The following is a 26,690-nucleotide window of genomic DNA, read 5'->3' as shown; positions in this document are numbered from 1 at the left end:
ATGGTTGGTTTCCCATGCCAGCGTGCTGCAGGTCATAACCCGGCGTCGGCGCGCAGTGCCTCGGCCTTGTCTGTCCGTTCCCAGGTAAACTCCGGTTCTTCCCGGCCGAAGTGGCCGTAGGCGGCTGTCTTCCGATAGATGGGCTTGACCAGGTCCAGCATCTGCAGAATGCCGTAGGGGCGCAGATCGAAGTGATCACGCACCAGCTGGGCGATCTTCGCCTCATCGATCTTGGCGGTACCGAAGGTCTCAATCGAGATGGAAGTGGGCTCGGCCACGCCAATGGCGTAGGAGACCTGGATCTCACAACGGTCGGCCAAGCCTGCCGCCACGATGTTTTTTGCCACGTAGCGCCCCGCGTAGGCAGCTGAACGGTCCACCTTGGAGGGGTCCTTGCCGGAGAAGGCGCCACCACCATGGCGCGCCGCGCCACCGTAGGTGTCGACGATAATCTTGCGTCCGGTCAGGCCGCAATCCCCCACCGGGCCACCGATCACAAAGGAGCCGGTGGGATTGATGTGGATCTTCTCCTGCGGGCACTTGTCCAGCCACGCCTTGGGCAGTACCGGCTGCAGGATGTTCTCCATCACCGCCTCAATCAGATCACTCTGCTTGATATCCGGGTCGTGCTGGGTGGAGAGCACCACGGCGTCGATACCGGTGACCACATCGTTCTCATAGCGCAGGGTTACCTGGCTCTTGGCGTCGGGACGCAGCCAGGGCAGTACCCGCTTCTTGCGCATCTCCGATTGGCGCTCCACCAGCCGGTGGGCATAGGTGATGGGGGCGGGCATCAATACATCGGTTTCATTGGTGGCATAGCCGAACATCAGGCCCTGATCGCCGGCCCCCTGCTCCTCCGGTGCCTTACGGTCCACGCCCTGGGCGATGTTGCTGGACTGTTTGCCGATCAGGGACATGACCGCGCAGGTGCTGCCATCAAAGCCCACGTCCGAACTGGTGTAGCCGATATCACAGATCACCTTGCGCACCAGATCATCCAGATCGACCCAGGCGTTGGTGGTGATTTCGCCGGCCACAATAACAGCACCGGTTTTGATCATGGTTTCACAGGCCACCCGGGCGTGTTCCGGGTCCGGATCCCGGGCCAGGATCTCGTCCAGCACCGCGTCGGAGATCTGGTCTGCGACTTTGTCGGGGTGGCCTTCAGAGACCGATTCGGAGGTAAAGATATAATCACTCATAAAGTATGTCTTCCGGAAAATAAAAAACCCGTCCAGCGAGTGCTAAAGACGGGTTTACAGTAATCCTTATAACTGTTCCCTCGCTTTAGCTGCATTTGTAGAGCGCCCGCAATCTGAGTCAAATTGGCGCCGTCCTACGGTAGCCGCAGCCCCAACCAATGTCAATTAATCCACGGTAATGACTTCCATAAGAATTTTATATCAATCTTGTCATTCTTTTAAGGTAGGATTATGTTCCTTTGATTTTGCGCCTCTGAATGGGAGGGTGCGGTATGGTTTCCCTGCAGACTCCGGTATGCGATTTCGGATTGCCGGCGATTGATTTTAATCTCCCCGGCGTGGACGGAAAACAGTGGACCCTGGCGGATTGCCGGGGGGAGAACGGGCTGCTGGTGATGTTTATCTGTAATCACTGCCCTTACGTCCAGGCGATACGGGAACGGATTGTCCGTGACACAGCAGAACTGAAGGAGTTGGGGGTTAACTCGGTGGCGATCATGTCGAATGACCCGACCCTCTACGAAGAGGATTCTTTTGAGAACATGGTCAGGGTTGCGCAGCAGTACCGCTTCCCGTTCCCCTACCTGTTGGATGAGAGCCAGTCCGTGGCCAAGCAGTACGGGGCTGTCTGTACACCCGATTTTTTTGGCTATAACGCTGATCTCCGGTTGCAGTACCGTGGGCGACTGGATGCCAGTGGCAAGGCGGCTGCACCGGAGGATGTGCGGCGTGAACTGTATGAGGCAATGCGCCAGGTCGCCATGACCGGAGCGGGTCCGGAGGAGCAGATCCCCAGCATTGGCTGTTCGATAAAATGGCGGGACCAGTAACCGGGACAGGTACGGTTCGTCCATTTTTTGTTTTTATTAAATATAAATAAATCAATATATTGCGATTAAATCGGGGCACTGTTTTTACCCCTATAAGCGGATCTGGCTTGCCCCGCGCAGATGATGGCGCAAGAATGATCCACCCGGTGCCGGGCATATGACCGGATCAGTACAGTTAAAAAATTTATCAGGCAACGCCTCCCTTGGCGGCGTTTCCTGTTGCCGACCAGGTTACAGCCGGACGGCCACAAAATTACTAAACCATCCTTAAGACAGGAGAGACATATGTCCTCACGCAGAAATCTTGCAAATGCCGTCCGTGCCCTGAGCATGGATGCGGTCCAGAAAGCCAAATCGGGCCACCCCGGTGCGCCCATGGGTATGGCGGATATTGCCGAAGTGCTTTGGAATGACTATCTGAAACACAATCCGGCCAATCCCGATTGGCCCGACCGGGATCGCTTTGTACTCTCCAACGGACACGGTTCCATGCTGATCTACTCCCTGCTGCACCTGAGCGGCTACGATCTGAGCATTGATGACCTGAAACAGTTCCGGCAGTTGCACTCCAAGACGCCGGGACACCCGGAGTATGGTTATGCGCCGGGCGTGGAGACCACCACCGGCCCGCTTGGCCAGGGCATCACCAATGCGGTGGGTATGGCCATTGCCGAGCGTGCCCTGGCGGCGGAGTTCAACCGTGATGGTCACACCATCGTCGACCACAATACCTACGTGTTTCTTGGCGATGGCTGCATGATGGAAGGCATCTCCCACGAAGCCTGCTCCCTGGCCGGTACCCTGGGCCTGGGTAACCTGATTGCTGTCTGGGATGACAACGGTATCTCCATCGATGGTCATGTGGAGGGCTGGTTCCGGGATGACACGCCGAAGCGCTTCGAGGCCTACGGCTGGCATGTGATTCGCGACGTGGACGGACATGATGCCGAGGCGATCAACAAAGCGCTGGAGATGGCCAAGGCGATGACCGACAAGCCGACCCTGATCTGTGCCAGGACCACCATCGGTTTCGGTTCACCCAACAAGGCCGGCAGCCACGCCTGCCACGGTGCGCCGCTGGGCGATGAAGAGATCAATCTGACCAAGGCTGCGCTGGGTTGGGATCACGGTCCGTTTGAAGTGCCGGAAGATGTCTATGCCGGTTGGGATGCCCGTGAGAAAGGTGCTGCTGCCGAGGCGGCCTGGAACCAGAAGTTTGCCGCTTACCAGGAGGCCTACCCGGAACTGGCAGCGGAATTCAAACGGCGCATGGCCGGCGATCTGCCGGAAGATTGGGCCGCCAAGTCGGCTGAGTTCGTAGCCCAGATGAATGCCGAGGCGAAGAGTCCGGCCACCCGCCAGGCCTCCCTGGCGTCGATCGAGGGTTATGCCGCCCTGTTGCCGGAGCTGTTTGGCGGTTCCGCCGACCTGGGTTGTTCCAACCTGACTGAGTGGTCTGGCTACAAGCCGATGCGGGCCGACTCGCCCGAATCCAACTACATCAACTACGGGGTGCGTGAGTTTGGTATGTCCGCCATCATGAATGGTGTGGCGCTGCATGGCGGGCTGATTCCGTTCGGTGCCACCTTCCTGATGTTCTCCGAGTATGCCCGTAACGCCCTGCGTATGGCGGCGCTGATGAAACAGCGCTCCCTGTTTGTTTACACCCATGACTCGATTGGCCTGGGTGAGGATGGACCGACCCATCAGCCGGTTGAACAGATCGCCACCCTGCGCATGATCCCCAACATGTCGGTATGGCGCCCCTGTGATACGGTGGAGACCGCCGTGGCCTGGAAGGCCGCCATTGAACGTGCGGATGGCCCCTCCTGTCTGATCTTCTCCCGTCAGGGGTTACCGTTTATGCAGCGGGACGAACAGCAGATCGCCGATATCGCCAAGGGTGGTTATGTATTGCGTGACTGCGAAGGTACGCCGGATGCCATCCTGATCGCCACCGGTTCGGAAGTGGGGCTGGCGGTTGACGCGGCGGCGGAGTTGACCGGCAAGGGCAAGCGCATCCGGGTGGTATCTATGCCGTCGGTGGATCTGTTTGAGGCCCAGAGCGAGGACTATCGTGAGCGTGTCCTGCCCGCAGCGGTGACGGCCCGGGTGGTGGTCGAAGCGGGTATCCCGGATGGGTGGTACAAGTATGCCAACAAAGTGGTGGGCATCAGCCGCTTCGGTGAATCTGCACCGGCAGACCAGCTGTTCAAGGAGTTCGGTTTTACCGTTGAAAATGTCGTCAAGGCAGTGGAAGAGACGCTTTAAACGAATTGGTGCCGGGGCGCCCCCGGGCGGCCCCGGTCTCAGGATCAGAATGCAGTAACTTACAATTATCTGGAGGTTTGTCTTATGACTATCAAAGTGGGTATTAACGGTTTTGGCCGGATCGGACGCATGGTGTTCCGTGCCGCGGTGCAGAATTTCGACGATATCGAGATTGTCGGTATCAATGATCTGCTGGATCCCGACTACCTGGCCTATATGCTGAAGTTCGACTCGGTACATGGCCGTTTCCAGGGTGATGTGGCGGTTGATGGCAATACCCTGGTGGTAAATGGCAAGCGCATCCGTCTGACTGCCGAGCGTGATCCGGCTAACCTGAAATGGAACGAAGTGGGTGCCGACGTGGTGGTGGAGTCCACCGGTCTGTTCCTGACCAAGGAGACCTGTGAAAAACATATCGCGGCTGGTGCCAAGAAGGTGATTCAGAGTGCCCCCAGCAAGGATGACACGCCGATGTTCGTTTACGGTGTGAACCACGACAAGTACGCCGGTGAGACCATCATCTCCAACGCCTCCTGTACCACCAACTGTCTGGCGCCGATCGCCAAGGTGCTGAATGACAGCTTCGGTATCAAGCGTGGCCTGATGACCACCGTGCATGCGGCAACCGCCACCCAGAAGACGGTGGACGGCCCCTCCATGAAAGATTGGCGCGGCGGTCGCGGTATCCTGGAAAACATGATCCCCTCGTCCACCGGTGCCGCCAAGGCGGTTGGCAAAGTGATTCCCGAGCTGAACGGCCTGCTGACCGGTATGTCGATCCGCGTGCCGACCTCCGATGTCTCGGTGGTGGATCTGACCGTTGAGCTGAAAAACGACGCCACCTATGCCGATATCTGCAGCGCCATGAAAGACGCTTCGGAAGGCAACATGAAGGGTGTCCTGGGTTATACCAACGAAAAAGTGGTCTCCACCGACTTCCGTGGTGAGTCCTGCACCTCCACCTTCGACGAGGGTGCCGGTATTGCGCTGGATAACACCTTTGTGAAAGTTGTCTCCTGGTACGACAACGAGTGGGGTTACTCCAGCAAGGTGCTGGAGATGATCCGCGTCATGCAGAAATAGTGGCATGGCCGGGCGGGAGTCGCTCTCTCCTCCCGCCTGACAACCGTCGCCCCGGTGCCGCAGCTGCGGCACCGGGGCGACGGTTTCACCACTAGAGGTATTAGCTGAGACAACCGTTTCATCTAATCCCTTTATAAGTAATAACCATACCTTCTCAGGAGATCCTTTCCATGTCCGTTATCAAAATGACCGACCTTGACCTTGCGGGTAAACGGGTGCTGATCCGTCAGGATCTGAATGTACCCATCAAGGCGGGCAAGGTGGCTTCGGATAAGCGTATCCGCGCCTCCCTGCCGACCATTGAACACTGCGTCAAGGCGGGTGCCCAGGTGCTGCTGATGTCCCATCTGGGGCGCCCCACCGAGGGTGAGTTTGCTGAAGAGTTCTCGCTGCAACCGGTGGCCACTTATCTGTCCGATGCGCTGGGGAAGGAGGTGCGGCTGGTCAGCGACTATCTGCAGACCCCCCCGTCCATGAATAACGGTGACGTGGTGTTGCTGGAGAATGTGCGCTTCAACGTGGGGGAGAAGAAAAACGACGAGACCCTGTCACGCCAGTATGCGTCCTTGTGCGACGTCTATGTGATGGACGCCTTCGGTACCGCCCACCGGGCCCAGGCATCCACCCATGGTGCCGGCACCTATGCGCCGACCGCCTGTGCCGGTCCGTTATTGGCGGGCGAACTGGAGGCCCTCGGCCGGGCGTTGGATAACCCGGCGCGCCCCATGGCGGCCATCGTGGGTGGTTCCAAGGTCTCCACTAAGCTGACCGTGCTGGATGCACTGTCAAAGATCGTCGATCAGCTGATTCCCGGTGGCGGTATTGCCAACACCTTTATTGCCGCGGCCGGTTATAACGTGGGCAAATCGCTTTACGAGGCGGACCTGATCCCGGAGGCCAAGCGGCTGATGGAGGTGGCCAAGGCCAAGGGTGGCGAGATACCGGTCCCCACCGACGTGGTCTGTGGCAAGGAGTTTTCCGAATCCGCCGAGGCGACCGTCAAGCGGGTCGAGGATGTGGCGGATGATGACATGATTTTCGATATCGGTCCCGAGACGGCGGCCCGCTTTGCCGAGATGATGAAATCGGCCGGCACCATCGTCTGGAATGGCCCGGTGGGCGTGTTTGAATTTGATCAGTTTGGCGCCGGCACCCAGACCCTGGGGTTGGCGATTGCCGAATCGGCGGCGTTTTCGATTGCAGGTGGCGGCGATACATTGGCCGCCGTGGATAAATATGCCATCGCCGATCGTGTCTCCTATATCTCAACCGGTGGTGGAGCCTTCCTGGAATTCCTGGAAGGCAAGAAACTGCCGGCGGTGGAGATGCTGGAGTCGCGGGCGGCTGGCTGACCAACGGGAAGCCGGCACCCGTGAGGATCGGGCGCCGGCTTCGGAGAAATTATGCTAAGAAGAACCAAAATATTGGCCACACTGGGTCCGGCAACCGACGACCCCAAGGTGCTTGATCAACTGATCGGTGCCGGTGTGGATGTGGTACGCCTGAATCTCTCGCACGGCACCCATGAGGAGCATCTGCGCCGTGCCGAAGCGGTGCGGGACCGGGCCCGGGCCAGCGGCCGGCAGGTGGGTGTGCTGGTGGATCTGCAGGGACCCAAGATCCGGATCACCGGATTCCGTGAGGGCAAGGTCTTTCTGGAGCAGGGGGCGCGTTTTGTGCTGGATACCCGCTGCGGACCCAAAGAGGGCAATCAGGAGCGGGTCGGACTCACCTTTCCTGAACTGATAAAGGATGTGAAACGGGGCGATACCCTGGTACTGGCCGACGGGGCTATTGTGCTCTGGGTCAACGAGGTGAGCGAGACCGAGATCGACTGCAAGGTGGAGACCGGTGGCGAACTCTCCAACAGCAAGGGCATCAACAAGCAGGGGGGTGGGCTCTCCGCCCCGGCGCTGACCGACAAGGACAAGGAGGATATCCGTTTTGCCGCCAGTATCGAGGCGGACTACCTGGCGGTCTCCTTCGTGCGCAGCGCCGAGGATGTGAACCAGGCCAGGGCGCTGCTGCGGGAGGCGGGCGGCGAGGGCGGTATCGTCTCCAAGGTGGAGCGGGCTGAGGCGCTGGAGGTGATCGAAGAGATTGTCGAGGCGTCCGAGGCGATCATGATCGCCCGGGGCGACCTGGGAGTCGAGATTGGTGATGCCGAACTGCCGGCGGTACAGAAGCGGCTGATTCGCCTGGCCCGTTCACGCAACAAGGTGGCGATTACCGCCACCCAGATGATGGAGTCGATGATCGAACATCCGATCCCGACCCGGGCCGAAGTGTTTGACGTGGCCAATGCGGTGCTGGACGGTACCGATGCGGTGATGCTGTCGGCGGAGACCGCCGCCGGCCACTACCCGGTACAGACCGTGGAGGCGATGAGCAAGATCTGCCGCGAGGCGGAGAAGCAGCGCAAGGTGCGCAAGTCCCATCACCGTCTCAACAGCGTGTTCGGCCGTATTGATGAGGCCATCGCCATGGCCGCCATGTATACTGCCAACCACCTGAATGTGGCGGCTATCGCGGCCTGGACCGAGACCGGCTATACGCCCATGTGGATGTCCCGTATCAGTTCCGGGATTCCGATTTATGCCCTCACTTCCCACGTAGGGACCCGGCGCAAAGTGACCCTGTTCCGGGGTGTCTATCCGGTCAGTTTCGATGTGGCCAATGGCGACGCTCAGGATATCAACAAGGCGATCGTGGATGAGATGCTGCAGCGGGGCGCGGTGCGCAACGGCGATCTGCTGATCATCACCAAAGGTGATACCAACGGGGTGATGGGTGGCACCAACGTGATGAAAATTCTGCGTGTCGGTGAACATACTGCCGACCCGGCCTGAATGGGATAACAGTGGACAGGATGGGCATAGTGAAGATGCCCTCATGAGAATAACGCGTCCGGGATGACCGCAGGGTCTGGAAAAGATGTGCACCCCCGGCGCTTGATTTATTACACGGGCGGGTTATCGTCCGGCGGATTACATAAGACATCATCTAGAGAAGGAGAACACAATGCCTCTTATTTCCATGCGACAGCTGCTGGACTATGCCGCTGACCACCAGTTCGGTATGCCGGCGTTCAACGTCAACAATATGGAGCAGGTTCACGCCATCATGCAGGCGGCTGATGAAACCGACAGCCCGGTCATCATGCAGGGTTCGGCAGGGGCGCGTGCCTACGCCGGCGAGACCTTCCTGCGGCACCTGATCCTGGCGGCCCTGGAGGCTTATCCGCACATCCCCATCGTTATGCACCAGGATCATGGCACCTCCCCGGCAGTCTGCCTGCGCTCCATCCAGTCCGGTTTCTCGTCGGTCATGATGGATGGGTCCCTGATGACCGATGGCAAGACCCCCTCATCCTACGAGTACAACGTGGATGTGACCCGGCGGGTGGTGGAGATGGCTCACGCCGGTGGCGTATCTGTCGAGGGTGAGCTGGGTTGTCTCGGCTCCCTGGAGACCGGTGAAGCGGGTGAAGAGGACGGCATCGGTGCTGAGGGTAAGCTGGATATGGACCAGCTGCTGACCGATCCCGAACAGGCGGCTGATTTTGTCAAGCAGACCCAGGTGGACGCCCTGGCCATCGCCATCGGTACCTCCCACGGTGCCTACAAGTTCACCAAGAAACCGACCGGTGAAGTACTCCGCATCGACCGGATCAAGGAGATCCATCAGCGCATTCCCAACACCCATCTGGTGATGCACGGCTCCTCCTCGGTGCCGCAGGAGTGGCTGGCCATTATCAACAACTTCGGTGGTGACATGGGGCAGACCTATGGTGTACCGGTTGAAGAGATTGTTGAAGGTATCAAGCACGGTGTGCGCAAGGTCAATATCGACACCGACCTGCGCATGGCATCGACCGGTTCGATTCGCCGGCACCTGCAGGAGAACCCCTCCAACTTTGATCCGCGTAAGTTCCTGAAGGAGGCCACCCAGGGCATGAAGGAGATCTGCAAAGCCCGCTACGAAGCGTTTGGTTGCAGTGGTCACGCCTCAAAGATCCGCGCCAAATCTCTCGAGACCATGTTCGGTCTGTATGAAAAGGGCGAGCTGGATCCGAAAATCAGCTGACCGGGATCGGTGCTGCTGCATGAAAGGGTGCCTGCGGGCACCCTTTTTTTATGCGGCTTCGGCCAGGTGTTCAGGACAGGGGTGGTCGGGATCAGGGTAGGGGAATTAAAAGGCGGGTCTCTCCGCCCATAGCCGGAATGCGGTAACGAAACCGGGTATAACCGACAAAATAGCCACCTGCGGGGCAATTTAATGGCGCCTTCGATTTAGATTTTTGGCCGCATGTCTTAGAATCCACCGCTAGTGCTCTGTCGGCGGCGAGGTCGGATGGTTGCGGATTTAGGGTACGGGCTTGGTGGACCACACCCGGGCGTGGTCCGCATAACAATAATGACAACCAGTTAGGAGATGATATTGTGGCGGAGCACTATCAGGTTATCTACACCGGTAAACTGCGATCCGGCATTGATGTTGAGGATGCCATCGCGGATTTCTGTAAACGCTTCAAAGTGCCCGAAGCCAAGGCGCGAAAGCTGCTCTCATCGGTCCGCGAGGTGGTTCTGAAGAAATCGCTGGAGAAGCTGAAGGCGGAAAAGTATCTGCAGGCACTGGAATCGGTCGGTATGGTGGTACGCCTGGAGCCGATGCAAGCGATACCTGACTCTGGAAAACTGTCACTGGTGCCGATCGAAGAAGAGGAGCGGGTCGATCCGGACAGCCCCACGGTCGCCTCACTGGATCCCGCCGCAGTGCAGGCCGCCAAGGCAACAAAGGTCTGCCCCAAGTGCGGCTCCGATCGACTGGAGAACGACAGCTGTCTCGCCTGTGGCATTGTGATTCCCAAGTATCTGGCCCGACAGGCCGAGCTGGCTGCCGCCGGTGAAACGGAAGCAAATTCTGAAGACCCCTATGCGGCACCCCAGGCGGACCTGGTCGGCGAGGCGCAGCAGGGCGAGTTGTCCGGACCGCACGCCCGCCCGTTCGGCAATGGCTGGAAATGGATCAGCCAGGGTTTCTGGCATTTCAAGCAGAATCCGCTGGCGTGGCTCGTGGCACTGGTTATCTGGGTGGTGCTGTCGGTGGTGCTCAGTCTGGTGCCGTTTATCGGTTCCCTGGTGATCACCCTGTTGTCACCGGTCATGCTGGCCGGCCTGATGCTGGGCTCCGCCGCCCAGGAGCATGGGGATGATTTCGAGATCAGCCACCTGTTTGCCGGTTTCTCATCCAGTGTGGGGCAGTTGGTGCTGGTGGGCCTGCTCTACCTGGTGGGTATGCTTGTGATGGGCTTTGTGATGGTCATGGTCGGTGGTGGAGTGATGTTCGGCATGCTGGGAGGAATGAGCGGTATGCCGGGGGCTGAACCGGGCGCAATGCAGTCCGCCGTGGGTGTCGGTTCCGTGCTGCTGATCGGGCTGCTAGGCCTGGGGTTGTCGATTCCGCTGATGATGGCCTACTGGTTTGCACCGGCGCTGATCGCCATGGAGGGATTGTCGGCGGTGTCTGCCATGAAGCAGAGTTTTACCGGCTGTCTGAAGAATATCCTGCCGTTCCTGCTGTATGGGGTGATCGGTCTGATACTGTTCTTTATCGGTGCCATACCGGTGGGTCTGGGTCTGCTGGTGGTGATGCCGGTGATGGCAGCCTCCATGTATACCGCCTATCGGGATATCTATTATCAGTGAACCCGGCTTGATGCTGGACACCATCCGCAGCTACGAGACACCTGAAGGGGTGGCGCTCAGTCTGCGCCTCGCCGGCCCGGTGGTTCGTAGCTGCGCCTGGGCCATCGACATGCTGATCCGTGCCGGACTCTATCTGGCGATTGCCATACCGTTTTCGTTTCTTGGGGGGCTGGGGTTCGGCCTCAGTCTGGTGCTGTTTTTTCTGATCGAGTGGTTCTACCCGGTACTGTTTGAAATGCGCCAGGGAGCCACACCGGGCAAAAAGGCCATGGGTCTGGAGGTGATTCAGGATAACGGGACACCAGTATCCTGGTCCGCTTCCCTGATCAGAAACCTGTTGCGGGCGGCCGATTTCCTGCCGTTTCTCTATGCGGCGGGGCTGGTTTCCATGCTGTTGAACCGAAACTTTCAGCGCCTGGGGGACCTGGCTGCCGGTACGTTGGTGGTCTATCGGAGCAGGGTGGTGGAGCGCCCCGCACTGCCGGATGTGCCGCCGGTTCATCCACCCATGCAGTTTGTCAGCGAGGAGAAACGTTCCCTGCTGGAGTTTGCCGAGCGTGCGCCCCAGTTAACCCAGGCACGACGGATCGAACTGGCCGAAATTCTTACTGACCTGACTAATCAGCGGGGTGAAGCGGCGGTCCATGAACTGCTGGCCTACGCCGGGTGGCTGGCCCAGGGGCAGGGGCGCTGACATGCGGCAGCGTGGCTTCGAGCAGCAGCACCGGGAGCAGTGGGAAAGGATGGGGCAGCTACTGGATGATCTTGACCGCTCATCACGTCGCCGCCAACACAGCGCAGCGGAACTGGATGCCCTGCCCGGACTTTACCGGGAAGTGTGCAATCACTACGCGATCGCCCGCAGTCGTCACTACAGCCCGGCGTTGGAACAGCAGCTGCACGAACTGGTATTGCGCGGCCATCGACAGCTCTACTCCGGTCGCACCGCCGAGCTCTGGCGCCTGGTGCAGTTCATCGCCTATGGTTTTCCCTGCGCCCTGCGTCGCCAGATCCGTTACTTCTGGCTGGCGGCGGCGCTGCTGTTGTTACCCGGCCTGCTGCTGGGTGGATTCTGCTACCTGCAACCGGATGTGATCTACAGCGTGATGGACGAGGATCAGGTGGCGACTATGGAGTCGATGTATGACCCGGCCAACCGCAAGCCGGGACGCTCCCTTGAGCGCACCGCCGAGACCGATCTGATGATGTTCGGGCACTATATATCGAACAATATCGGCATCGGCTTCCGCACCTTCGCCGGCGGCATACTGTTCGGCCTGGGAACGGTGCTGCTGTTGCTGTTCAATGGGGTGGTGCTGGGGGCCGTGGCAGGCCACCTGACCCGGATCGGCTACCAGGAGACGTTCTGGTCGTTTGTCTCGGGGCACGGGGCTTTTGAGCTGACCGCTATCGTGATCTGTGGCGCCTCCGGGCTGATTATCGGTCATGCCCTGATCGCGCCAGGTCGGCTACCCCGCCTGGCCGCCCTGAAACAGCGGGCCAGAGTGGCACTGCCGCTGGTGATGGGGGCCGCTTTCATGCTGCTGATTGCCGCCTTTGTAGAGGCCTTCTGGTCCTCCAGTTCACTGTCCGCCCCCATCAAGTACGCCGTGGCCGGTCTGTTCTGGATGTTGGTGTTGCTCTATCTTGGCCTGGCCGGGAGGAAGAGGCATGGAACTGGATAGGATCGCCGTGACCGTGCGGCCCCGCACCTCCTGGGAAGCGATAGACCTGGGCTTCGTCATGGCCCGGACCTGGTTCTTACCGCTCTGGTTGCTCTGGTTGGCCCTGGCCCTGCCGGTCTATCTGTTGTCTGCGCTGTTTTTTAACGATGATCCGGTCTGGGCGATCCTGGTTGTCTGGTGGTGCAAGCCGCTTTACGAACCGCTGCTGCTGTTCTGGTTGAGTCGTGCCCTGTTTGCCGATCAACTTGGTATCGGGGCGACTCTGGGGCAGACCTTCAGCGTTATCCGCCCTCAGTTGCTGGCCAATCTGACCTGGCGCCGCTTCAACCCCAACCGATCTTTCAACATGCCGGTGGCGGTGCTGGAGAAGCTCAGGGGCAAGGCGCGGAAAAAACGCCTCGGGATATTGAGTCGGGCGCAGCAGGCGAGTATCTGGCTGACTCTGGTCGGGCTGCTGTTTGAAGTGATACTACAGCTCGCCGCCATCTTTCTGATCGTTATCATGCTGCCCGAGGAGTTGCGTTGGCTGGATCTGGATAACTTCCTGTTTAATCCCGGACGGCTGGAGCAGTGGCTGCAGCATCTGGCCGATCTGCTGGCCATGTCATTGATCGCGCCGTTCTACGTGGCCGCCGGCTTTTCCCTCTACCTGAGCCGGCGTACCGATCTGGAGGCGTGGGATATCGAGATCGCCTTTCGGCGTCTGAGCCGTAGCAGGCGGGATGAAAAATCGGCTGGGCAGCGCAGGGCACCGGGTCAGGCCGCGCTCCTGTTGCTGTGTGGAGCGCTGCTGGGTGGTGGTTATGCCGCCGATCTGCGGGCCGCTGCGGCAGTGGACAGGGCTGAGGCGAAAGTGCTGATCCATGAGGTGTTGAAGGATCCGGCATTTGGTAAACGGGAATCGGTGACCTACTGGAAATATATCGGCAGGCAGGATGACCCGGTCGACGATCCGCAGGAGCTGCCTACACTCCTGCAGTGGATACTGGATATGCTGGAGGGCTTCACCCGGGGGTTCGCCGCATTTGGCAAGGCGCTGCTGCTAATGGTGGCAGGGGTGCTGTTGGGTTGGCTGCTGTACCGGGCCTGGCTCAATCGGGGCTATTGGGTGGTTCGTCAGCCTGCTGAAGTGCGGCAGAAAAATGGTCCATCCAGCCTGTTTGGCCTCTCCCTGGAGCAGGATGCCCTGCCCAGCGATGTGGCCGCGGCCTGTCGGGATCTGCTGCGGCAGGGGGATGTGCGAGGGGCCCTGAGTCTGCTCTACCGGGGGGTGCTGGTGGCGTTGCTTGAGCATGATCGACTGGAGATACCGGACAGCGCCACCGAGTATGAGTGCGTCGAGCAGGTCCGGGCATTCTGCCCCGAGGAACAGGCGAGCTACTTTGCCCGCCTGACACGGCTCTGGATTGCCACCGCCTACGGCCACCAGGCTCCGGAACAGCAGCGGATGGCCGGACTCTGTGATGAATGGGAAAGGCTGTTTGGCGGAGTGTCTGACCGTGCGCAATAGGTTGTTATGGATACTGTTCGTTCTGCTACTGCTGCTACTGGTCGGCTGGGGTGTACGGTGGTTTTTCGACAACTTTGAACGGGGTACTCGGGACGTGGTGCAGGGGATCTCCCCGGCGGCCAGGAAAAACCCGTTACTGGCGGCGGAGCGTTTTCTCAACCGGCTCGATATCGCCACCGAGAGTATCAGTGGCCGGGACCAACTGCTCAAGCCGCCCGCCGAGCCGGGACTGCTGCTGGTCTACCGTCTGGGGAGCAGTCTGCCGGCTGAGCGGGAGCAGGCGTTGCTGGACTGGGTCAGGGGAGGTGGCCATCTGCTGGTGGCGCCCCAGCAGGCTTGGGATGAAGAGACGGAAACCAGTGGCAACAGCCTGTTGGACAGACTCGGTGTTCAGCCGGTTTTCCAGGATAGCGAAGGGGATGAGTCTGATCTGGAAGCGTCGGATTCAGCCCCGGATGAAGGGGCTGTACCGGCCCTGGTACGCTTCCGGATGCCAGGGGTCAGCGGGCCCATGGCGGTCGCCTTCAATCCCCAGCGGCAGCTGTTTGACCGGCTGGGACATGCGCAGTGGGCGGTTGAGACGGCGCAGGGGAGTCACCTGCTGCAATACGCCCTCGGGCGCGGCAACGTAACGGTGATGAGTGATCTGCAGCCGTTCTCCAATGGCTCCATCGGTGAGCATGATCACGCCCTGCTGCTGGCCCTGCTGGCGGGAGAGCAGCGCCGCGTCTGGCTGCTCTACAGCAGCGCCATGCCGTCCCTGCCGGTGCTGCTGTGGCGGCACGCCTCCGGGTTGGTGGTATCGCTGTCGACGCTGGTCCTGTTATTGCTCTGGTGGCTGACCCGGCGCAGCGGGCCGCTGCGGTCGGGGGAACAGCCGCCCCGGCGTAACCTGATGGAACATCTGGCAGCCGTGGGTCGTTACCTGTGGCGCATTGATCGGGCGGTCGGGACTTTCCGCCAATCCCAACTGGCCCTGGAACAGGCGTGGCAGCGGCGCCATCCGGTGTTGGGAGGTCTGCAGCAGCGCGGGCGCTGTGAATGGATTGCCAAATATGCCGGCCTCTCGCCCAGGGCGGTGGAGCAGGCGCTATATGGTGACTATCAGGGCGAACAGGAGTTTATCCGGGTGACAATCACACAACAGCGACTGGCAGCCCAGTTGCGTCTTCAGAAAAAGCAGCAGGAATTCGGGGGAGAGGCGAGTGGATGAGGCGATGAACGGGACGGGGCAGGCAGCGAGCGGTCTGCCCGAGGAGATCCAGGCGCAGGTGCGGGGTCTGGAGCGGGAAGTACAGCGGGCGGTGATCGGTCAGAACCGGGTCATCCGGGAGGTGATCGTGGGTCTGCTGGCGGCGGGCCACGTGCTGGTGGAAGGGGTGCCGGGGCTCGGCAAGACCTTGCTGGTACGGGCACTGGCCGCAGCAGTGGGCGGCCACTTCAGCCGGGTCCAGTTCACACCTGATCTGATGCCCAGTGACATCAGTGGACACGTCATGTTCGATATGAAACGGGACGCCTTCCGGGTACGCAAGGGGCCGGTTTTCTGTAACTTTCTGCTGGCGGACGAGATCAACCGGGCGCCGGCCAAGACCCAGTCGGCCCTACTGGAGGTGATGCAGGAGCAGCAGGTGACCATCGAAGGCAACGCCTATCCGCTGGAGCTACCGTTCCTGGTGCTGGCTACCCAGAACCCGATTGAACAGGAGGGCACCTACCCGCTGCCGCAGGCGCAGTTGGACCGCTTTCTGCTCAAGGTCTATATCGACTACCCGACCGAGGATGAGGAGCAGGCCCTGGTGCACCATGTCACCCATGGTGCGGTGGGGGACCAGCTGGATATCTCCCAGGTGGGGCGCTTGCTGCAGCCTGCCCAGGTGTTGAAGCTGCAACAGGTGGCGGCCGGCCTGCGGGTGGATGAACAGATTGTCGCCTACGCGGTGCGGATTGTACGGGCAGCGCGGGACTGGAGCGGGGTGGAAGTGGGGCCGGGACCGCGTGGCAGTATCGCTCTGTTGCGTGCCGCACGGGCCCACGCCCTGCTGGCCGGCAACGCCTTTGTTACGCCCGACGATGTGAAGGGAGTGGCGCCGGCAGTACTGCGTCACCGCATGAAACTGACCACCGATCTGGAGATCGAGGGTTATCAACCGGACGATGTGTTGGCCGATATCCTGGTCAATGTGGATGCGCCCCGCATATGACCCCTGATCGGTCGCTGCTCTGGGCCCTCTCTGCCGTCTGCCTGGTGGCATTGCTGGCGGCTTTCTATCCGGCCCTGCAGATACTCTGGCAGGTGCTGTTCTGGATGCTGCTGGGGGTGGCGCTGCTGGATGCCCTGCTGGCGTTGAAGGAGCCGCCGGTTACGCTCAGTCGCAGTCTGCGCCGCGCGATCCCGGTGGGCGTCTGGTCGAAGGTGGCATTGAGACTGGAAAATAGCGGACCTCAGCCGCTTCGGTTATGGCTGCATGATCACTATCCGGCCGACTTCGACAGCGAGGCCATGCCCTACCGGCTGGAGGTTCCGGCGGGTGGCTTCAGCCAGGTAACGTACCGGGTCCGGCCACGCCGACGCGGCGATGCTAAATTTGCCGGTTGCGACCTGGTCGGGATCTCACCACTGGGGCTATGGCGCCGGCGCCACTTCTACCCGCTGGCGGAACCGGTCCAGGTGTTTCCCGACTTCCAGGAGATCGGCCGTTATGCCCTGCTGGCTACCGATCACCGCCTCAGTCAGATGGGGGTGCGACGGCGCCAGCGGCGCGGCCAGGGCAACGACTTCCACCAGTTGCGGGCGTATCAGGCTGGCGACGCGCTGCGCCAGATCGACTGGAAAGCCAGCTCACGCTACCGAAAGCTCATCTCCAGGGAGTATCAGGATGAGCGGGATCAACAGGTGCTGTTCCTGCTGGATTGTGGGCGTCGCATGCGCCACGAGGAGTCCGGCCGGGTGCATCTGGATCAGGCCCTGAATGCCCTGTTGCTGCTGGCCCATGTGGCGGCCCAGCAGGGGGACGCGGTGGGTCTGCTCACCTTCGGGGGCGTGGATCGCTGGTTGCCGCCCCGCAAGGGCGATGGGGTGGTTCGGGAGCTGCTGGCACGCACTTATGATGTCAGCGCCGGAGCCGGGGCGGCGGATTTCCTGCTGGCGGCCAAACAGTTAATGGCGCTGCAACAGCGCCGGGCCCTGGTGATAGTGATGACCAACACCCGGGATGAAGACCATGCCGACCTGGCCGCGGCCATTCAGTTGCTGAAACGGCGTCACCTGGTGGTGGTGGCCAATCTGCGCGAATCCATACTGGATGAGGTGTTGGAACGGCCGGTGACGGATCTTGATGGGGCACTGGAGTTTCATGCGGTCAATGAGTACCTGGAGAGCCGACGCAAGAGCCTGGAGCGACTGCGGCACCAGGGCGTATTGATGCTGGACCTGCAGGCTCCCCAACTGCCGGTGGCCCTGGTGAATGGCTACCTGATGATCAAGGCAGCCGGTTCCCTCTGAGCAAAATGGCAGAAAAACTGCAGAATACCGGTGAAATGACGCTATAGCTCTTTACAGGAAGGCAGGAATGCAACGAATCGTAACAGAGGGATGTTTGTTAGGGAGGTCGTGATGGCATTGTTTGGCATGGGTGAGCAGAAAAAACGTTTAGTTGAGCTGGAAGAGGAGAATCAGCGGCTTAGCCGGGAAGTGGAGCAGTGTAGAGCGGAACTGGCGGCCCGGGATGAGGAGCTGGATCGTCTCAGGGCGACCGCTGGCCGGGAGGCGCAACTGGATCAACTGATGCGCTTCGAGAATGAAAACCTGAAGCTGGGGCTGGTGGATATTCAGGGAAATCTGGCCGGATCGGTGAGCGCTGCCAAGCACTCATTGGCCGGATTTGGCGCAATCAGCGGTGAGATCGAGACGCTGGTGAACCACATCCAGCAGATCACCGCGGATCTTGACACCCTTTCCGCTGTGTCAGCAAGATCCGGTGAGTCGGTATCGGATATGTCTTCCCGGGCCGGTGAGATCAGTTCCATCCTGGCCCTGATCAAGGGGATCGCGGAGCAGACCAACCTGCTGGCCCTGAACGCGGCCATTGAGGCGGCACGGGCTGGCGAGCAGGGGCGCGGCTTTGCCGTGGTCGCCGATGAGGTGCGTGGGCTGGCCGACAAGACTCAGTCTGCCATCACCGAGATCAACGACGTGATTCAGACCATGCAGGATAATGTCAGGTCAGTCTCCCAGGCGTCGGTGCAGGTGATCGAGATGGTGGGCAAGGTGGCGAGCGCGGTCACTGGTTTTCAACAGGACCTGGGCAAGATGGGCGGCGGGATGCAGTCCTATTTTGAGGACCTCAACAAGATGACCGACAGTGTCTTCCTCAGTCTGGCCAAGCTGGATCATGTGCTCTGGAAGGTGAATACCTACCTCTCGGTCAATATGAATGCGCCGGCCTTCGATTTTGTCGATCATCATAACTGTCGTCTGGGCAAGTGGTTCTACGAAGGAGAGGGTAAGGAGTTTTTCTCCCACTCGAGTTACTATCAGCAGATCGAGGAGCCCCACTCGGTAGTACACCAGGGGACCAAAGGGGTATTCGAACTGCTGGGTGGCGAGCAGCGCAATTATCCTGCCCTGTTGCAGGCATTTGAGGTGATGGAGCAGAACAGCCACCAGGTATTCGAGATGCTGGACCGGGTCGAGGCGGATGTGTTGGACAATCCTCGCCGGTAAATAGATTTTTTGCGCGATACGCATCCTTCTGCCCATGCCGCTCTATTGCAGGGTAGGGGGCAATATCAGGCGCGGACAGGGGAGTAACTCAGTAGAGCGGCAGCGGTGGCTCATCCAGCAGGCGGAGCTGCTGCTCCAGTTCCCCCAGGTGGGACTGCCAGTACTGGTGGGTGTGGAACCAGGGGAACGCCTGGGGAAAGGCCGGGTCGCGCCAGCGTCGGGCCAGCCAGGCAGCGTAGTGGATCATGCGCAGGGTACGCAGCGGTTCAATCAGGGCCACCTCCCGGCTATCCAGTTCGCGGAAGGTCTCGTAGCCCTCCCGGATATAGCTCAACTGCAACGCCATCTCCTGTCGATCACCGGACAGCAGCATCCACAGATCCTGAATCGCCGGGCCGCTGCGACAATCATCCATGTCCACGAAGTGCGGGCCCTGGTCAGTCCAGAGGATATTGCCCGGGTGGCAGTCGCCATGCAGACGAATTGTCTGGCAATCCCTGGTGGCGCTGAAGGCGGCATCAATGTGCTGCTGGAGTGCCTCGGTGATCCGCCGATAGCTGGATTCCAGTTCCAGGGGAATAGCCCCCTCATCTAACAGATACTGGGCGCAGGCCCGGCCCATCTGATCCGGATCGATGCGGGGACGGTGTTCGAACGGCCGGGCGGCGCCCAGCAGATGAATCCGGGCGATAAAGCGGCCGATCCAGGCCAGGTTATCGGGGTTCTCCAGCTCCGGCCAGCGGCCGCCACGGCGGGGAAACAGGGCGAAACGGTAGCCCTGGTAGTGGTGCAGGGTGTTTCCCGCCGGGTCCTGCAACGGCGGAACAACCGGTATCTCGTCGGCGGCCAGTGCCAGGGTGAAGTCGTGCTCCTCCTGGATGCTGGCATCGCTCCAGCGTTCCGGTCGATAGAACTTGGCCACCAGGGGTGGGGAATCCTCCATGCCGATCTGGTAGACCCGGTTTTCGTAGCTGTTGAGAGCCAGCATGCCGCCACTGGGCTGGTAACCGACCGATTCCAGGGCGCAGAGGATGGTTTCGGGGCTTAGATCGGCGTAAGGGGTCTCCGCCTCAGACATCGAAGCCTGCCTGGCGCAGGGCCCGCTGCAACTGACGGGGTTCAAAGCCGTGGACCTGCTGTTCGCCCACCATGATCAGGGGTACGCCACGGCCGCCGGCGCGCATGAAATCGAGTTGCGCGCGCCGGTTGCGCTCCACATCCTGCTCGGTAAAGGGGATGTGGTGCTCTTTCAGGTAAGCTTTGGCCCGGCGGCAGTGACTGCAGTTGCGGCTGCTGTAGAGCGTGATGCGTGTCTGGCGCTTTTTCATCAGTGGATCACCTGGTCAGTTCCGCAGGGTGGGCACCAAAGCGGTGCCCACGCTTATGCACGACTTTGTCGCCAGTAAGTAGCGCTCAGCGGCCGGTCAGGATCTGCTCGGCCTCGCGGTACTTCTCGGCAGTCCGGGTGATCACCTCGTCCGGCAGCACCGGTCCTGGCGGGGTCTTGTCCCAGTCCAGGGTCTCCAGGTAATCCCGCACAAACTGCTTGTCGAAACTGGGCGGACTCATGCCCGGCTGGTACTGGTCGGCAGGCCAGAAGCGGGAGGAGTCGGGGGTCAGTACTTCGTCGATCAGGTAGAGCTGACCCTGCTCGTCCAGGCCAAATTCAAACTTGGTATCGGCAATGATAATACCCTTCTGCAGGGCGTAGTCGGCGCACTCGCTGTAGATGCGCAGGCTGGCGTCCCGTACCTGGTTGGCCAGTTCCTCGCCGATCAGATCAATCATCTGCTGGAAGCTGATGTTCTCATCGTGATCGCCCACTTCCGCCTTGGACGAGGGGGTGAAGATCGGTTCCGGCAGTTTGTCCGCCTGGCGCAGTCCCTCCGGCAGGCGGATGCCGCAGACCTCACCGGTTTTCTGATAATCCTTCCAGCCCGAACCGATGATGTAGCCCCGCACGATGGCCTCCACCGGCAGGGGTTTCAGCTTGCGTACCACGGTGGCCCGATCGCCCAGTCTGGCCCGCTGCGCCACGTCCGGTACCACCTCTTCCAGGGGCATATCGGACAGGTGGTTGGGCAGGATGGAACGGGTCCGTTCAAACCAGAAGTTGGCCACCCGGGTGAGTACTTCACCCTTGCCGGGGATCGGCTGGGGCAGTACCACGTCGAATGCCGACAGGCGGTCGCTGGCGACGATCAGCATGTGCTGGTCATCAATATCAAAAATGTCCCGGACCTTGCCGCGGTTCAGCAGCTTCAGGTGGGGCAGGTCGGTTTCAAACAGTGCGTCAGCTTGGCTCATAGTGGCGGAACTTGGTGATTGAAAAGGACCCGATTATACCCCGATCAGGGGCCTGTTTATAATCCCTTAACAGATTTTGATTTCAAATAGTTTACCGGTCGTGCGAGACTTCCCCAACCACCCAAATTTGGTTGCCTGGAGGCTGGATCATTGGAAGAAAACCCGTTTATGGCGGCCTTTCGGGGCAGTTTTATCGCCACCCTGCGCTGGCCCCAGCTGGATGCGCTCTGGGCCCTGTTGCTGCAAAACCCCACCGATGACTGGTATATCTACGCGATCGGAGAAGTTCCGCCGGAAAGTCCGGCAAGCGCACAGGATCTGTGCCGTTTTCTGGAAGAGATGGCGCTGTTTCTGCGTCGTGAGCATGATGAGGATTACTGCGGGATTGTCTATGCAGACAATCTGGAGCAGCCGGCCCTGATCAAGATTTATGATCCCCATAACCTGGGAGTCAGTTGCGGGTACAGTGACAACCCGCCCCTGCCGGGTTGGGTGTTGAGCAAACTCCCCCCCTGCGACCTGCCTTCAACCCGTGTCCTGCCCAACAATCGCCGCCGTTGGTGGCGGAAAATATTTGGCTGAAGCAAAGCTTTTCGAATAGTGGTACACTTAAAACCCAGTAAATAACTATGAAATAGAGACGGGTGGGAGGTTGTTTCATGAGTGCAGTAGCCATGAACCAGGCGATAAATAAAACGCGCGAGACCATGGAAGTGCTCCGGGTCTGGCGTCTTGGTGTTGAGCAGGTCTGTTTTGTCCTGGGGCTTCCGGAGACCCGTTCAAGAAAACTGAACCGGCTGGGTCAGTACGAGGCGTTTCCTGATGATCCGGATATTCAGCGTCGCGCCGCCTACGTGCGCCGCATTGCCGAAGCGCTGCATACCAGCTATCCCACTAATCCGACCATGGGCGGTCGCTGGTTGCGGCAGACCCATCGGCGTCTGGGCCGGGCGCCGTTGTCGCTTATCCTTGAGCAGGGCGAGGATGGTCTGGAGCAGGTGCTGGCGGAGCTGGACTGTACTTTCTGCTGGGAGCTGAACAGCACCCGCCCCTCGTGAGGGTTATTGGCCCGGGTTGAGCGCTTCAGCCAGACCGGTTCGCCAATCCTCCACGAACTGCTCTATTGATTCGATAAAATCCTGATCGTGTTCAGCGCGGTTGATGGTGCAGTGGATAACGATATGGTCGGGATTGGCAGTGATAGTCCAGGCCAGGGCATTAATACAGCCAGGCAGAGTGAAGCGAACCCCATCTCTGATCTTCTGGCGGGTAACTTCGAATGCGCCCCAGACACAATAGATCTGACCCTCCTCACCCCGCTGCTCCAGCAGCGTGTCAATGGAGGCACACAGGCTGGGGAGTTGCTCCAGCGTGATCAGTGCCTGCAGCTGTGCGGCGCTGCACTTTGACTCAACCCGTCGATAAAACTCCATTCTGAACTACTTCTGTTTTTCCCGCCGTTTCAACCACACCTCAAGCCCCTGAGCGCAGAGTGCAATGTCCATGCCCAGCACCTGATCGATTTCAGCACTGCTCAATGGCGAGCCGTGCTGTCTGAGCTGCTCCTGATAGTAGTGCGTCAGCTCCTGGTGGATCTGCTGTTCTCGCTGCTCGCCACCCGCGTTGAGTGCAATGGCTACATAGTCGTCGATCTCTTTATGCAACACCTTGGCCCGGAGCGCCGGTTGATCGATGCGACAGAAATGGGTCAGGTAGAGCTGGGTCGGGTCGAGACGGCAAAGCCGCTCCAGGGAATCATGCCACGCCTCCGGATCAAAATCGATCGGGGTGGAGGGGAGGAACATAAAGGGACCCTGGTCACTATCCAGTTCCCGGTAGGATATGCCGAATGTATCGCCGGTAAACAGTCCCCGGCTCTGTTGGTCCCAGATGCAGAGGTGGTGCCGGGCGTGCCCTTCGGTGTGAATGCAGCGCAGGGTGCGTCCGCCCAGGGAGAACTCAAAGCCATCTTCGGCCGCAATGGTACGCGCCTCCGGCACCGGCAGGATGGCGCCGTAACGCTCTTTGAAGATCTCCTCGCCATAAACGGCAATGGTACCGGCAATGATCTTCTCCGGATGATTCATGTGGCGCGCGCCGCGGGGATGGATGATCATCTCTGCTTCAGGCAACATGGCCATGAGCTGGCCGGTTCCGCCGGCATGATCCAGGTGGACGTGGGTCGGGATGACGTACTTGACCTGTTCTGGTGTCAGGCCACGCAGTTTCAACAGCTCCATCACCGCCGGTGCCACGTGGGACGTGCCGGCGTCAATCAGCGCCGCCTGGTCGCCCTGCTGGATCAGATAGCAGCCATCCAGGTTGGGGCGGTAGTAGAAGGTATCGATACAGAATATGCCCTGTCCGAGATCTTGATAGGAGAGTTTCACGAGATTGGTCCACCGCATGTTGTACTTCAGGCGGTGGACTTTGCCACGGATCGGGTGAGGCGGGCAAGTTCTTATTACCTTGTTTTTAAAAAGGATAATTGCTCTGCGCTGTTCCGGTCCTGGCTACCGTTATGGAAGCGTGTTGCCGATTGAGCTTTGTGACTGAGGCGGATGCTTTCCGGCACACGGCCCGGGTTCCGCCTACACTCGATCAGATCAGCTGATGATTCACAACCGGGAGATTGGATATGCATTCACACATATATAAAAAGATAGAGCTGGTGGGCTCCTCCAGTGAGAGCTCCGACAAGGCGGTGGAGAACGCCCTGGCCCATGCGGCCGACAGTGTACGCAACATGGACTGGTTCGAAGTGGTCGAGACCCGTGGTCACGTGGTGGAAGGCAAGGTGGCCCACTGGCAGGTGGTGATCAAGGTCGGCTTCCGGCTGGATGATTGACCGCCTGCGTCGATATAGGGATCAGGGGCGCAGCAGCATCTCCAGCAGGGCTTTCTGGGCGTGCATGCGGTTTTCCGCCTCATCCCAGACCACGCTGTCGGGGTGATCGATCACTCCGGCGGTCACCTCTTCGCCCCGGTGTGCCGGCAGGCAGTGCATGAACAGGGCGTCGGGCCGGGCCTGCGCCATCAACTGCTCGTTCACCTGGTAGTTGGCAAAGGTGATTTCCCGTTGCCGCTGCTCCTCTTCCTGCCCCATGCTGGCCCATACATCGGTGACCACCAGGTCGGCATCGGTGGCGGCTTCCATAGGCTCGCGGATGATCCGGCAGCGATCACCGGCTCCCTGCAGGATCGAAGGATCCGGGTCATGCCCCTCCGGGCAGCTGATATTCAGCTGGAAATCGAACTGGCGGGCGGCATTGATATAGGAGTGGCACATGTTGTTCCCATCACCGACCCAGGTAACCGTCTTGCCGGCAATATCGCCACGATGTTCAAAATAGGTCTGCATGTCAGCCAGTAGCTGGCAGGGGTGCAGCAGGTCGGTCAGGGCGTTGATCACCGGCACCCGGGAGTGGGCGGCAAACAGCTCCACCTTCTCGTGTTCGAAAGTACGGATCATGACGCAGTCCACCATCCGGGAGATGACCCGGGCGCTGTCCTCGATCGGCTCGCCGCGTCCCAACTGGGTATCCCGGGAGGAGAGAAACAGCGCATGTCCTCCGAGCTGGGTGACACCCGCCTCGAAGGAGATCCGGGTCCGGGTCGAGGATTTCTCGAAAATCATCCCCAGGGTCTGGTTCTTCAGCGGCTCGTACAACTCGCCCGCCCGCAGTATCCGCTTCAGTTCAGTGGCCCGGTGAATCAGGGCACGCAGCTCGTCGGGCGAAAGATCCAGAAGTGACAGGAAGTGTCTGACGGGTTTGTTGGCTGGAAGTGTCATCATTTCTACCTTGCGCGGCCCTGACAGGCCCTATTCGCTCTGTTCGGTCAGGAAGTCCCGGATCAACGTGGAGAGCGTCTGCACCAGTTGTTCGGCCTCCTTGTCGCTCATGATCAGTGGTGGCAGCAGCCGGATCACTTTGTCGGCGGTGACATTGATCAGCAGGCCCTGCTCCAGGGCCCGCAGGACCAGTTCACCACAGGGGTGCTCCAGCTCTATGCCGATCAACAGCCCCTGGCCGCGGATCTCTTCCACACCGGTCACATCGATCAGGGCATCGGCAAAATCGGCCAGTAACTTGGCGCCCAGCACCTCGGCCCGGGTCGTGAGGTCCGCCTGCTCAACGGTCTCCAGTACGGTCAGTGCGACCCGGCAGGCCAGTGGATTACCGCCAAACGTGGTGCCATGATTGCCCGGTCCCAGCAGATTGGCCGCCTTGCCGCTTACCAGGCAGGCGCCGATGGGCATGCCGTTACCCAGCGCCTTGGCCAGGGTCATTACGTCAGGCACGATGCCCTGGTGCTGATGGGAGAAAAATTTACCGCTGCGGCCTATGCCGGTCTGAATTTCGTCCAGCATCATCAGCCATCCGTTTTCATCGCAAAGCTGGCGGATCTGGGTCAGGTAGTCTTCGGCCGGGATATTGATACCACCCTCGCCCTGTACCGGTTCAACCAGCACGGCAACCACGTTGGGGCTGTTTTCGGCGACATTTTTCAAGCTCTCGATATCGTCGTAGGGGATCCGTATGAAACCCTGCACCAGTGGCTCGAAGCCGGCCTGCACCTTGCGATTACCGGTGGCGGTCAGGGTGGCCAGGGTCCGGCCATGGAAACTCCGTTCCATGACCACTATGGTGGGGTTCTGCACACCCTTCTGGTTACCGTGGAAGCGGGCGATCTTGATTGCCGCCTCGTTGGCCTCGGCGCCGGAATTGGCAAAAAAGACCTGCTGCATGTTCGCCAGGCCGATCAGTTTTTCGCCCAGTTGTTCCTGCAGCGGAATCTGGTAGAGATTGGAGGTGTGCAGCAGCTTGGAGGCCTGGTCACAGATGGCTTTCTGAATGGCCGGGTGGGCGTGTCCGAGACCGCATACCGCAATGCCTGAGAGGGCATCCAGATAACGTTTACCCTCGGTGTCCCAGAGCCAAACCCCATCGCCCCGTTCAAAACTGACCGGGAGCCTCTTGTATGTGGCCATCAAAGCGTTCGACATGGTCGTTATCCTAAATCTCCAATTCTGGAAAGCGTATAAACAGGCGCCTTGATCTTCAGGCGCAAATAGCCAAGAAAACCGTTAATACTATGAGTATTGGTCATCCATGGCAAGTGATTGCGCCGGCTATTCCGATTACAGGGCTGCGGGGATGGAAGGTGGCAGTTGTCCGGGGTCTGCTGGAACGGGGGGGCTGGCGCGCCTGATTGGCTGTGATCAGGGCAAGGTGGGGAAGAAAACTACCCGGTATCGGTCCGGTGTGGGCGGCTTGAGGGCGCTGGTGAGAGTCTGTTGTCGGGCTTGGCAGTAGCGGATTTCTTACATTCGGAAAAGCGGGCGGGTCGCCGGTTTCGATGA

At 60.0% G+C, this 26,690-nt stretch carries 25 protein-coding genes and 1 pseudogene; 18 read left to right on the top strand and 8 right to left on the bottom strand.

What is annotated here, in order from left to right; genetic code table 11:
- Positions 1 to 32: 32 nt before the first annotated feature.
- Positions 33 to 1,205 carry a methionine adenosyltransferase gene (gene metK, locus AAY24_RS09615; protein ID WP_046859502.1) on the bottom strand — a complete coding sequence of 391 codons (1,173 nt, stop codon included), beginning with the start codon at positions 1,203 to 1,205 and terminating at the stop codon, positions 33 to 35.
- Positions 1,206 to 1,477: 272 nt separating this feature from the next.
- Between metK and AAY24_RS09610 the strand changes: the two genes are divergently transcribed.
- The 15 genes and pseudogenes from AAY24_RS09610 to AAY24_RS19680 all read left to right on the top strand — a co-directional run bounded on the left by AAY24_RS09610 (position 1,478) and on the right by AAY24_RS19680 (position 19,018).
- A complete protein-coding gene (locus AAY24_RS09610; protein WP_046859501.1) occupies positions 1,478 to 2,035 on the top strand; it encodes a thioredoxin family protein in 558 nt (185 codons plus the stop codon).
- A gap of 285 nt (positions 2,036 to 2,320) precedes the next feature.
- On the top strand, positions 2,321 to 4,306 hold the full coding sequence (gene tkt / locus AAY24_RS09605; RefSeq protein WP_046859500.1) for a transketolase: 1,986 nt from the start codon (positions 2,321 to 2,323) through the stop codon (positions 4,304 to 4,306).
- Between the two features lie 84 nt (positions 4,307 to 4,390).
- The gene (gene gap / locus AAY24_RS09600; RefSeq protein WP_046859499.1) at positions 4,391 to 5,389 is read left to right on the top strand and encodes a type I glyceraldehyde-3-phosphate dehydrogenase; all 999 of its coding nucleotides are present in this window, start codon (positions 4,391 to 4,393) and stop codon (positions 5,387 to 5,389) included.
- Between the two features lie 170 nt (positions 5,390 to 5,559).
- A complete protein-coding gene (locus AAY24_RS09595; protein WP_046859498.1) occupies positions 5,560 to 6,741 on the top strand; it encodes a phosphoglycerate kinase in 1,182 nt (393 codons plus the stop codon).
- Between the two features lie 51 nt (positions 6,742 to 6,792).
- Positions 6,793 to 8,238, top strand: a complete 1,446-nt coding sequence (gene pyk, locus AAY24_RS09590) for a pyruvate kinase (protein WP_046859497.1) — start codon at positions 6,793 to 6,795, stop codon at positions 8,236 to 8,238.
- A gap of 172 nt (positions 8,239 to 8,410) precedes the next feature.
- Complete coding sequence (gene fba / locus AAY24_RS09585; protein WP_046859496.1) at positions 8,411 to 9,475, top strand: class II fructose-bisphosphate aldolase; 1,065 nt, start codon at positions 8,411 to 8,413, stop codon at positions 9,473 to 9,475.
- A 356-nt stretch (positions 9,476 to 9,831) separates the two neighbouring features.
- On the top strand, positions 9,832 to 11,097 hold the full coding sequence (locus tag AAY24_RS18905) for a BPSS1780 family membrane protein (RefSeq protein ID WP_052761163.1): 1,266 nt from the start codon (positions 9,832 to 9,834) through the stop codon (positions 11,095 to 11,097).
- A 10-nt stretch (positions 11,098 to 11,107) separates the two neighbouring features.
- Positions 11,108 to 11,791: an RDD family protein gene (locus AAY24_RS09575; protein WP_046859495.1), complete on the top strand. Its 684-nt coding sequence runs from the start codon at positions 11,108 to 11,110 to the stop codon at positions 11,789 to 11,791.
- A gap of 1 nt (position 11,792) precedes the next feature.
- Positions 11,793 to 12,782 (top strand): stage II sporulation protein M, encoded by a 990-nt coding sequence (locus AAY24_RS09570; protein WP_046859494.1) that lies wholly within the window; start codon positions 11,793 to 11,795, stop codon positions 12,780 to 12,782.
- Entirely contained in the window at positions 12,769 to 14,292 is a 1,524-nt protein-coding gene (locus AAY24_RS09565; RefSeq protein ID WP_046859493.1) for a DUF4129 domain-containing protein, read from the top strand. The genes AAY24_RS09570 and AAY24_RS09565 overlap by 14 nt, the downstream gene beginning before the upstream one ends.
- Complete coding sequence (locus AAY24_RS09560; RefSeq protein WP_199930332.1) at positions 14,282 to 15,505, top strand: DUF4350 domain-containing protein; 1,224 nt, start codon at positions 14,282 to 14,284, stop codon at positions 15,503 to 15,505. Before AAY24_RS09565 ends, AAY24_RS09560 begins: the two co-directional genes overlap by 11 nt.
- Positions 15,498 to 16,496 (top strand): MoxR family ATPase, encoded by a 999-nt coding sequence (locus tag AAY24_RS09555; RefSeq protein ID WP_335337163.1) that lies wholly within the window; start codon positions 15,498 to 15,500, stop codon positions 16,494 to 16,496. Before AAY24_RS09560 ends, AAY24_RS09555 begins: the two co-directional genes overlap by 8 nt.
- Positions 16,493 to 17,797, top strand: a complete 1,305-nt coding sequence (locus tag AAY24_RS09550) for a DUF58 domain-containing protein (protein WP_046859491.1) — start codon at positions 16,493 to 16,495, stop codon at positions 17,795 to 17,797. The genes AAY24_RS09555 and AAY24_RS09550 overlap by 4 nt, the downstream gene beginning before the upstream one ends.
- Positions 17,798 to 18,331: 534 nt before the next feature.
- Positions 18,332 to 18,529 (top strand): annotated as a pseudogene (locus AAY24_RS19685) (methyl-accepting chemotaxis protein); the annotation flags it as partial.
- 21 nt (positions 18,530 to 18,550) lie between these two features.
- Positions 18,551 to 19,018 (top strand): CZB domain-containing protein, encoded by a 468-nt coding sequence (locus AAY24_RS19680; protein WP_418064579.1) that lies wholly within the window; start codon positions 18,551 to 18,553, stop codon positions 19,016 to 19,018.
- Between the two features lie 88 nt (positions 19,019 to 19,106).
- On the opposite strand, the gene AAY24_RS09540 is transcribed toward AAY24_RS19680, so the two are convergent.
- From AAY24_RS09540 to AAY24_RS09530, 3 genes are all read right to left on the bottom strand, one after another.
- Positions 19,107 to 20,096 carry a serine/threonine protein kinase gene (locus tag AAY24_RS09540; protein WP_046859490.1) on the bottom strand — a complete coding sequence of 330 codons (990 nt, stop codon included), beginning with the start codon at positions 20,094 to 20,096 and terminating at the stop codon, positions 19,107 to 19,109.
- Positions 20,089 to 20,346 (bottom strand): glutaredoxin family protein, encoded by a 258-nt coding sequence (locus AAY24_RS09535; RefSeq protein WP_046859489.1) that lies wholly within the window; start codon positions 20,344 to 20,346, stop codon positions 20,089 to 20,091. The genes AAY24_RS09540 and AAY24_RS09535 overlap by 8 nt, the downstream gene beginning before the upstream one ends.
- Positions 20,347 to 20,431: 85 nt before the next feature.
- Entirely contained in the window at positions 20,432 to 21,325 is an 894-nt protein-coding gene (locus tag AAY24_RS09530) for a phosphoribosylaminoimidazolesuccinocarboxamide synthase (protein ID WP_046859488.1), read from the bottom strand.
- A gap of 150 nt (positions 21,326 to 21,475) precedes the next feature.
- Here AAY24_RS09530 and AAY24_RS09525 point away from each other — a divergent pair, with 150 nt between their 5' ends.
- On the top strand, positions 21,476 to 21,907 hold the full coding sequence (locus tag AAY24_RS09525; protein ID WP_335337162.1) for a hypothetical protein: 432 nt from the start codon (positions 21,476 to 21,478) through the stop codon (positions 21,905 to 21,907).
- 77 nt (positions 21,908 to 21,984) lie between these two features.
- Complete coding sequence (locus AAY24_RS09520; RefSeq protein WP_046859487.1) at positions 21,985 to 22,383, top strand: antitoxin Xre/MbcA/ParS toxin-binding domain-containing protein; 399 nt, start codon at positions 21,985 to 21,987, stop codon at positions 22,381 to 22,383.
- A 3-nt stretch (positions 22,384 to 22,386) separates the two neighbouring features.
- Here the strand turns inward: AAY24_RS09520 and AAY24_RS09515 are convergent, their stop codons facing one another.
- Entirely contained in the window at positions 22,387 to 22,758 is a 372-nt protein-coding gene (locus tag AAY24_RS09515) for a hypothetical protein (RefSeq protein ID WP_046859486.1), read from the bottom strand.
- A gap of 6 nt (positions 22,759 to 22,764) precedes the next feature.
- Positions 22,765 to 23,715, bottom strand: a complete 951-nt coding sequence (locus AAY24_RS09510; protein ID WP_234422152.1) for an MBL fold metallo-hydrolase — start codon at positions 23,713 to 23,715, stop codon at positions 22,765 to 22,767.
- 248 nt (positions 23,716 to 23,963) lie between these two features.
- Here AAY24_RS09510 and AAY24_RS09505 point away from each other — a divergent pair, with 248 nt between their 5' ends.
- Complete coding sequence (locus AAY24_RS09505) at positions 23,964 to 24,173, top strand: dodecin (RefSeq protein ID WP_046859484.1); 210 nt, start codon at positions 23,964 to 23,966, stop codon at positions 24,171 to 24,173.
- Positions 24,174 to 24,194: 21 nt separating this feature from the next.
- Here AAY24_RS09505 and argF read toward each other — a convergent pair whose 3' ends face one another.
- Both argF and AAY24_RS09495 read right to left on the bottom strand, forming a co-directional pair.
- Positions 24,195 to 25,121 (bottom strand): ornithine carbamoyltransferase, encoded by a 927-nt coding sequence (argF, locus tag AAY24_RS09500; protein ID WP_082117102.1) that lies wholly within the window; start codon positions 25,119 to 25,121, stop codon positions 24,195 to 24,197.
- A gap of 27 nt (positions 25,122 to 25,148) precedes the next feature.
- On the bottom strand, positions 25,149 to 26,333 hold the full coding sequence (locus tag AAY24_RS09495) for an aspartate aminotransferase family protein (RefSeq protein ID WP_046859482.1): 1,185 nt from the start codon (positions 26,331 to 26,333) through the stop codon (positions 25,149 to 25,151).
- Positions 26,334 to 26,690 lie beyond the last annotated feature (357 nt).

Source organism: Sedimenticola thiotaurini (assembly GCF_001007875.1).
GTDB lineage: Bacteria > Pseudomonadota > Gammaproteobacteria > Chromatiales > Chromatiaceae > Sedimenticola > Sedimenticola thiotaurini.
This window is presented reverse-complemented; position numbering and strand designations above follow the sequence as displayed.

What these genes read in the sequence shown, in the direction of transcription:
- AAY24_RS09530 (WP_046859488.1), bottom strand. Translation starts at nt 21,325, where the DNA reads ATGAGCCAAGCTGACGCACTGTTTGAAACCGACCTGCCCCACCTGAAG.
- pyk (WP_046859497.1), top strand. Translation starts at nt 6,793, where the DNA reads ATGCTAAGAAGAACCAAAATATTGGCCACACTGGGTCCGGCAACCGAC.
- AAY24_RS09610 (WP_046859501.1), top strand. Translation starts at nt 1,478, where the DNA reads ATGGTTTCCCTGCAGACTCCGGTATGCGATTTCGGATTGCCGGCGATT.
- AAY24_RS19680 (WP_418064579.1), top strand. Translation starts at nt 18,551, where the DNA reads ATGGTGGGCAAGGTGGCGAGCGCGGTCACTGGTTTTCAACAGGACCTG.
- AAY24_RS09565 (WP_046859493.1), top strand. Translation starts at nt 12,769, where the DNA reads ATGGAACTGGATAGGATCGCCGTGACCGTGCGGCCCCGCACCTCCTGG.
- AAY24_RS09505 (WP_046859484.1), top strand. Translation starts at nt 23,964, where the DNA reads ATGCATTCACACATATATAAAAAGATAGAGCTGGTGGGCTCCTCCAGT.
- AAY24_RS09520 (WP_046859487.1), top strand. Translation starts at nt 21,985, where the DNA reads ATGAGTGCAGTAGCCATGAACCAGGCGATAAATAAAACGCGCGAGACC.
- AAY24_RS09515 (WP_046859486.1), bottom strand. Translation starts at nt 22,758, where the DNA reads ATGGAGTTTTATCGACGGGTTGAGTCAAAGTGCAGCGCCGCACAGCTG.
- metK (WP_046859502.1), bottom strand. Translation starts at nt 1,205, where the DNA reads ATGAGTGATTATATCTTTACCTCCGAATCGGTCTCTGAAGGCCACCCC.
- fba (WP_046859496.1), top strand. Translation starts at nt 8,411, where the DNA reads ATGCCTCTTATTTCCATGCGACAGCTGCTGGACTATGCCGCTGACCAC.
- AAY24_RS09575 (WP_046859495.1), top strand. Translation starts at nt 11,108, where the DNA reads ATGCTGGACACCATCCGCAGCTACGAGACACCTGAAGGGGTGGCGCTC.
- gap (WP_046859499.1), top strand. Translation starts at nt 4,391, where the DNA reads ATGACTATCAAAGTGGGTATTAACGGTTTTGGCCGGATCGGACGCATG.
- argF (WP_082117102.1), bottom strand. Translation starts at nt 25,121, where the DNA reads ATGATGACACTTCCAGCCAACAAACCCGTCAGACACTTCCTGTCACTT.
- AAY24_RS09535 (WP_046859489.1), bottom strand. Translation starts at nt 20,346, where the DNA reads ATGAAAAAGCGCCAGACACGCATCACGCTCTACAGCAGCCGCAACTGC.
- AAY24_RS09495 (WP_046859482.1), bottom strand. Translation starts at nt 26,333, where the DNA reads ATGTCGAACGCTTTGATGGCCACATACAAGAGGCTCCCGGTCAGTTTT.
- AAY24_RS09595 (WP_046859498.1), top strand. Translation starts at nt 5,560, where the DNA reads ATGTCCGTTATCAAAATGACCGACCTTGACCTTGCGGGTAAACGGGTG.
- tkt (WP_046859500.1), top strand. Translation starts at nt 2,321, where the DNA reads ATGTCCTCACGCAGAAATCTTGCAAATGCCGTCCGTGCCCTGAGCATG.
- AAY24_RS09570 (WP_046859494.1), top strand. Translation starts at nt 11,793, where the DNA reads ATGCGGCAGCGTGGCTTCGAGCAGCAGCACCGGGAGCAGTGGGAAAGG.
- AAY24_RS09540 (WP_046859490.1), bottom strand. Translation starts at nt 20,096, where the DNA reads ATGTCTGAGGCGGAGACCCCTTACGCCGATCTAAGCCCCGAAACCATC.
- AAY24_RS09550 (WP_046859491.1), top strand. Translation starts at nt 16,493, where the DNA reads ATGACCCCTGATCGGTCGCTGCTCTGGGCCCTCTCTGCCGTCTGCCTG.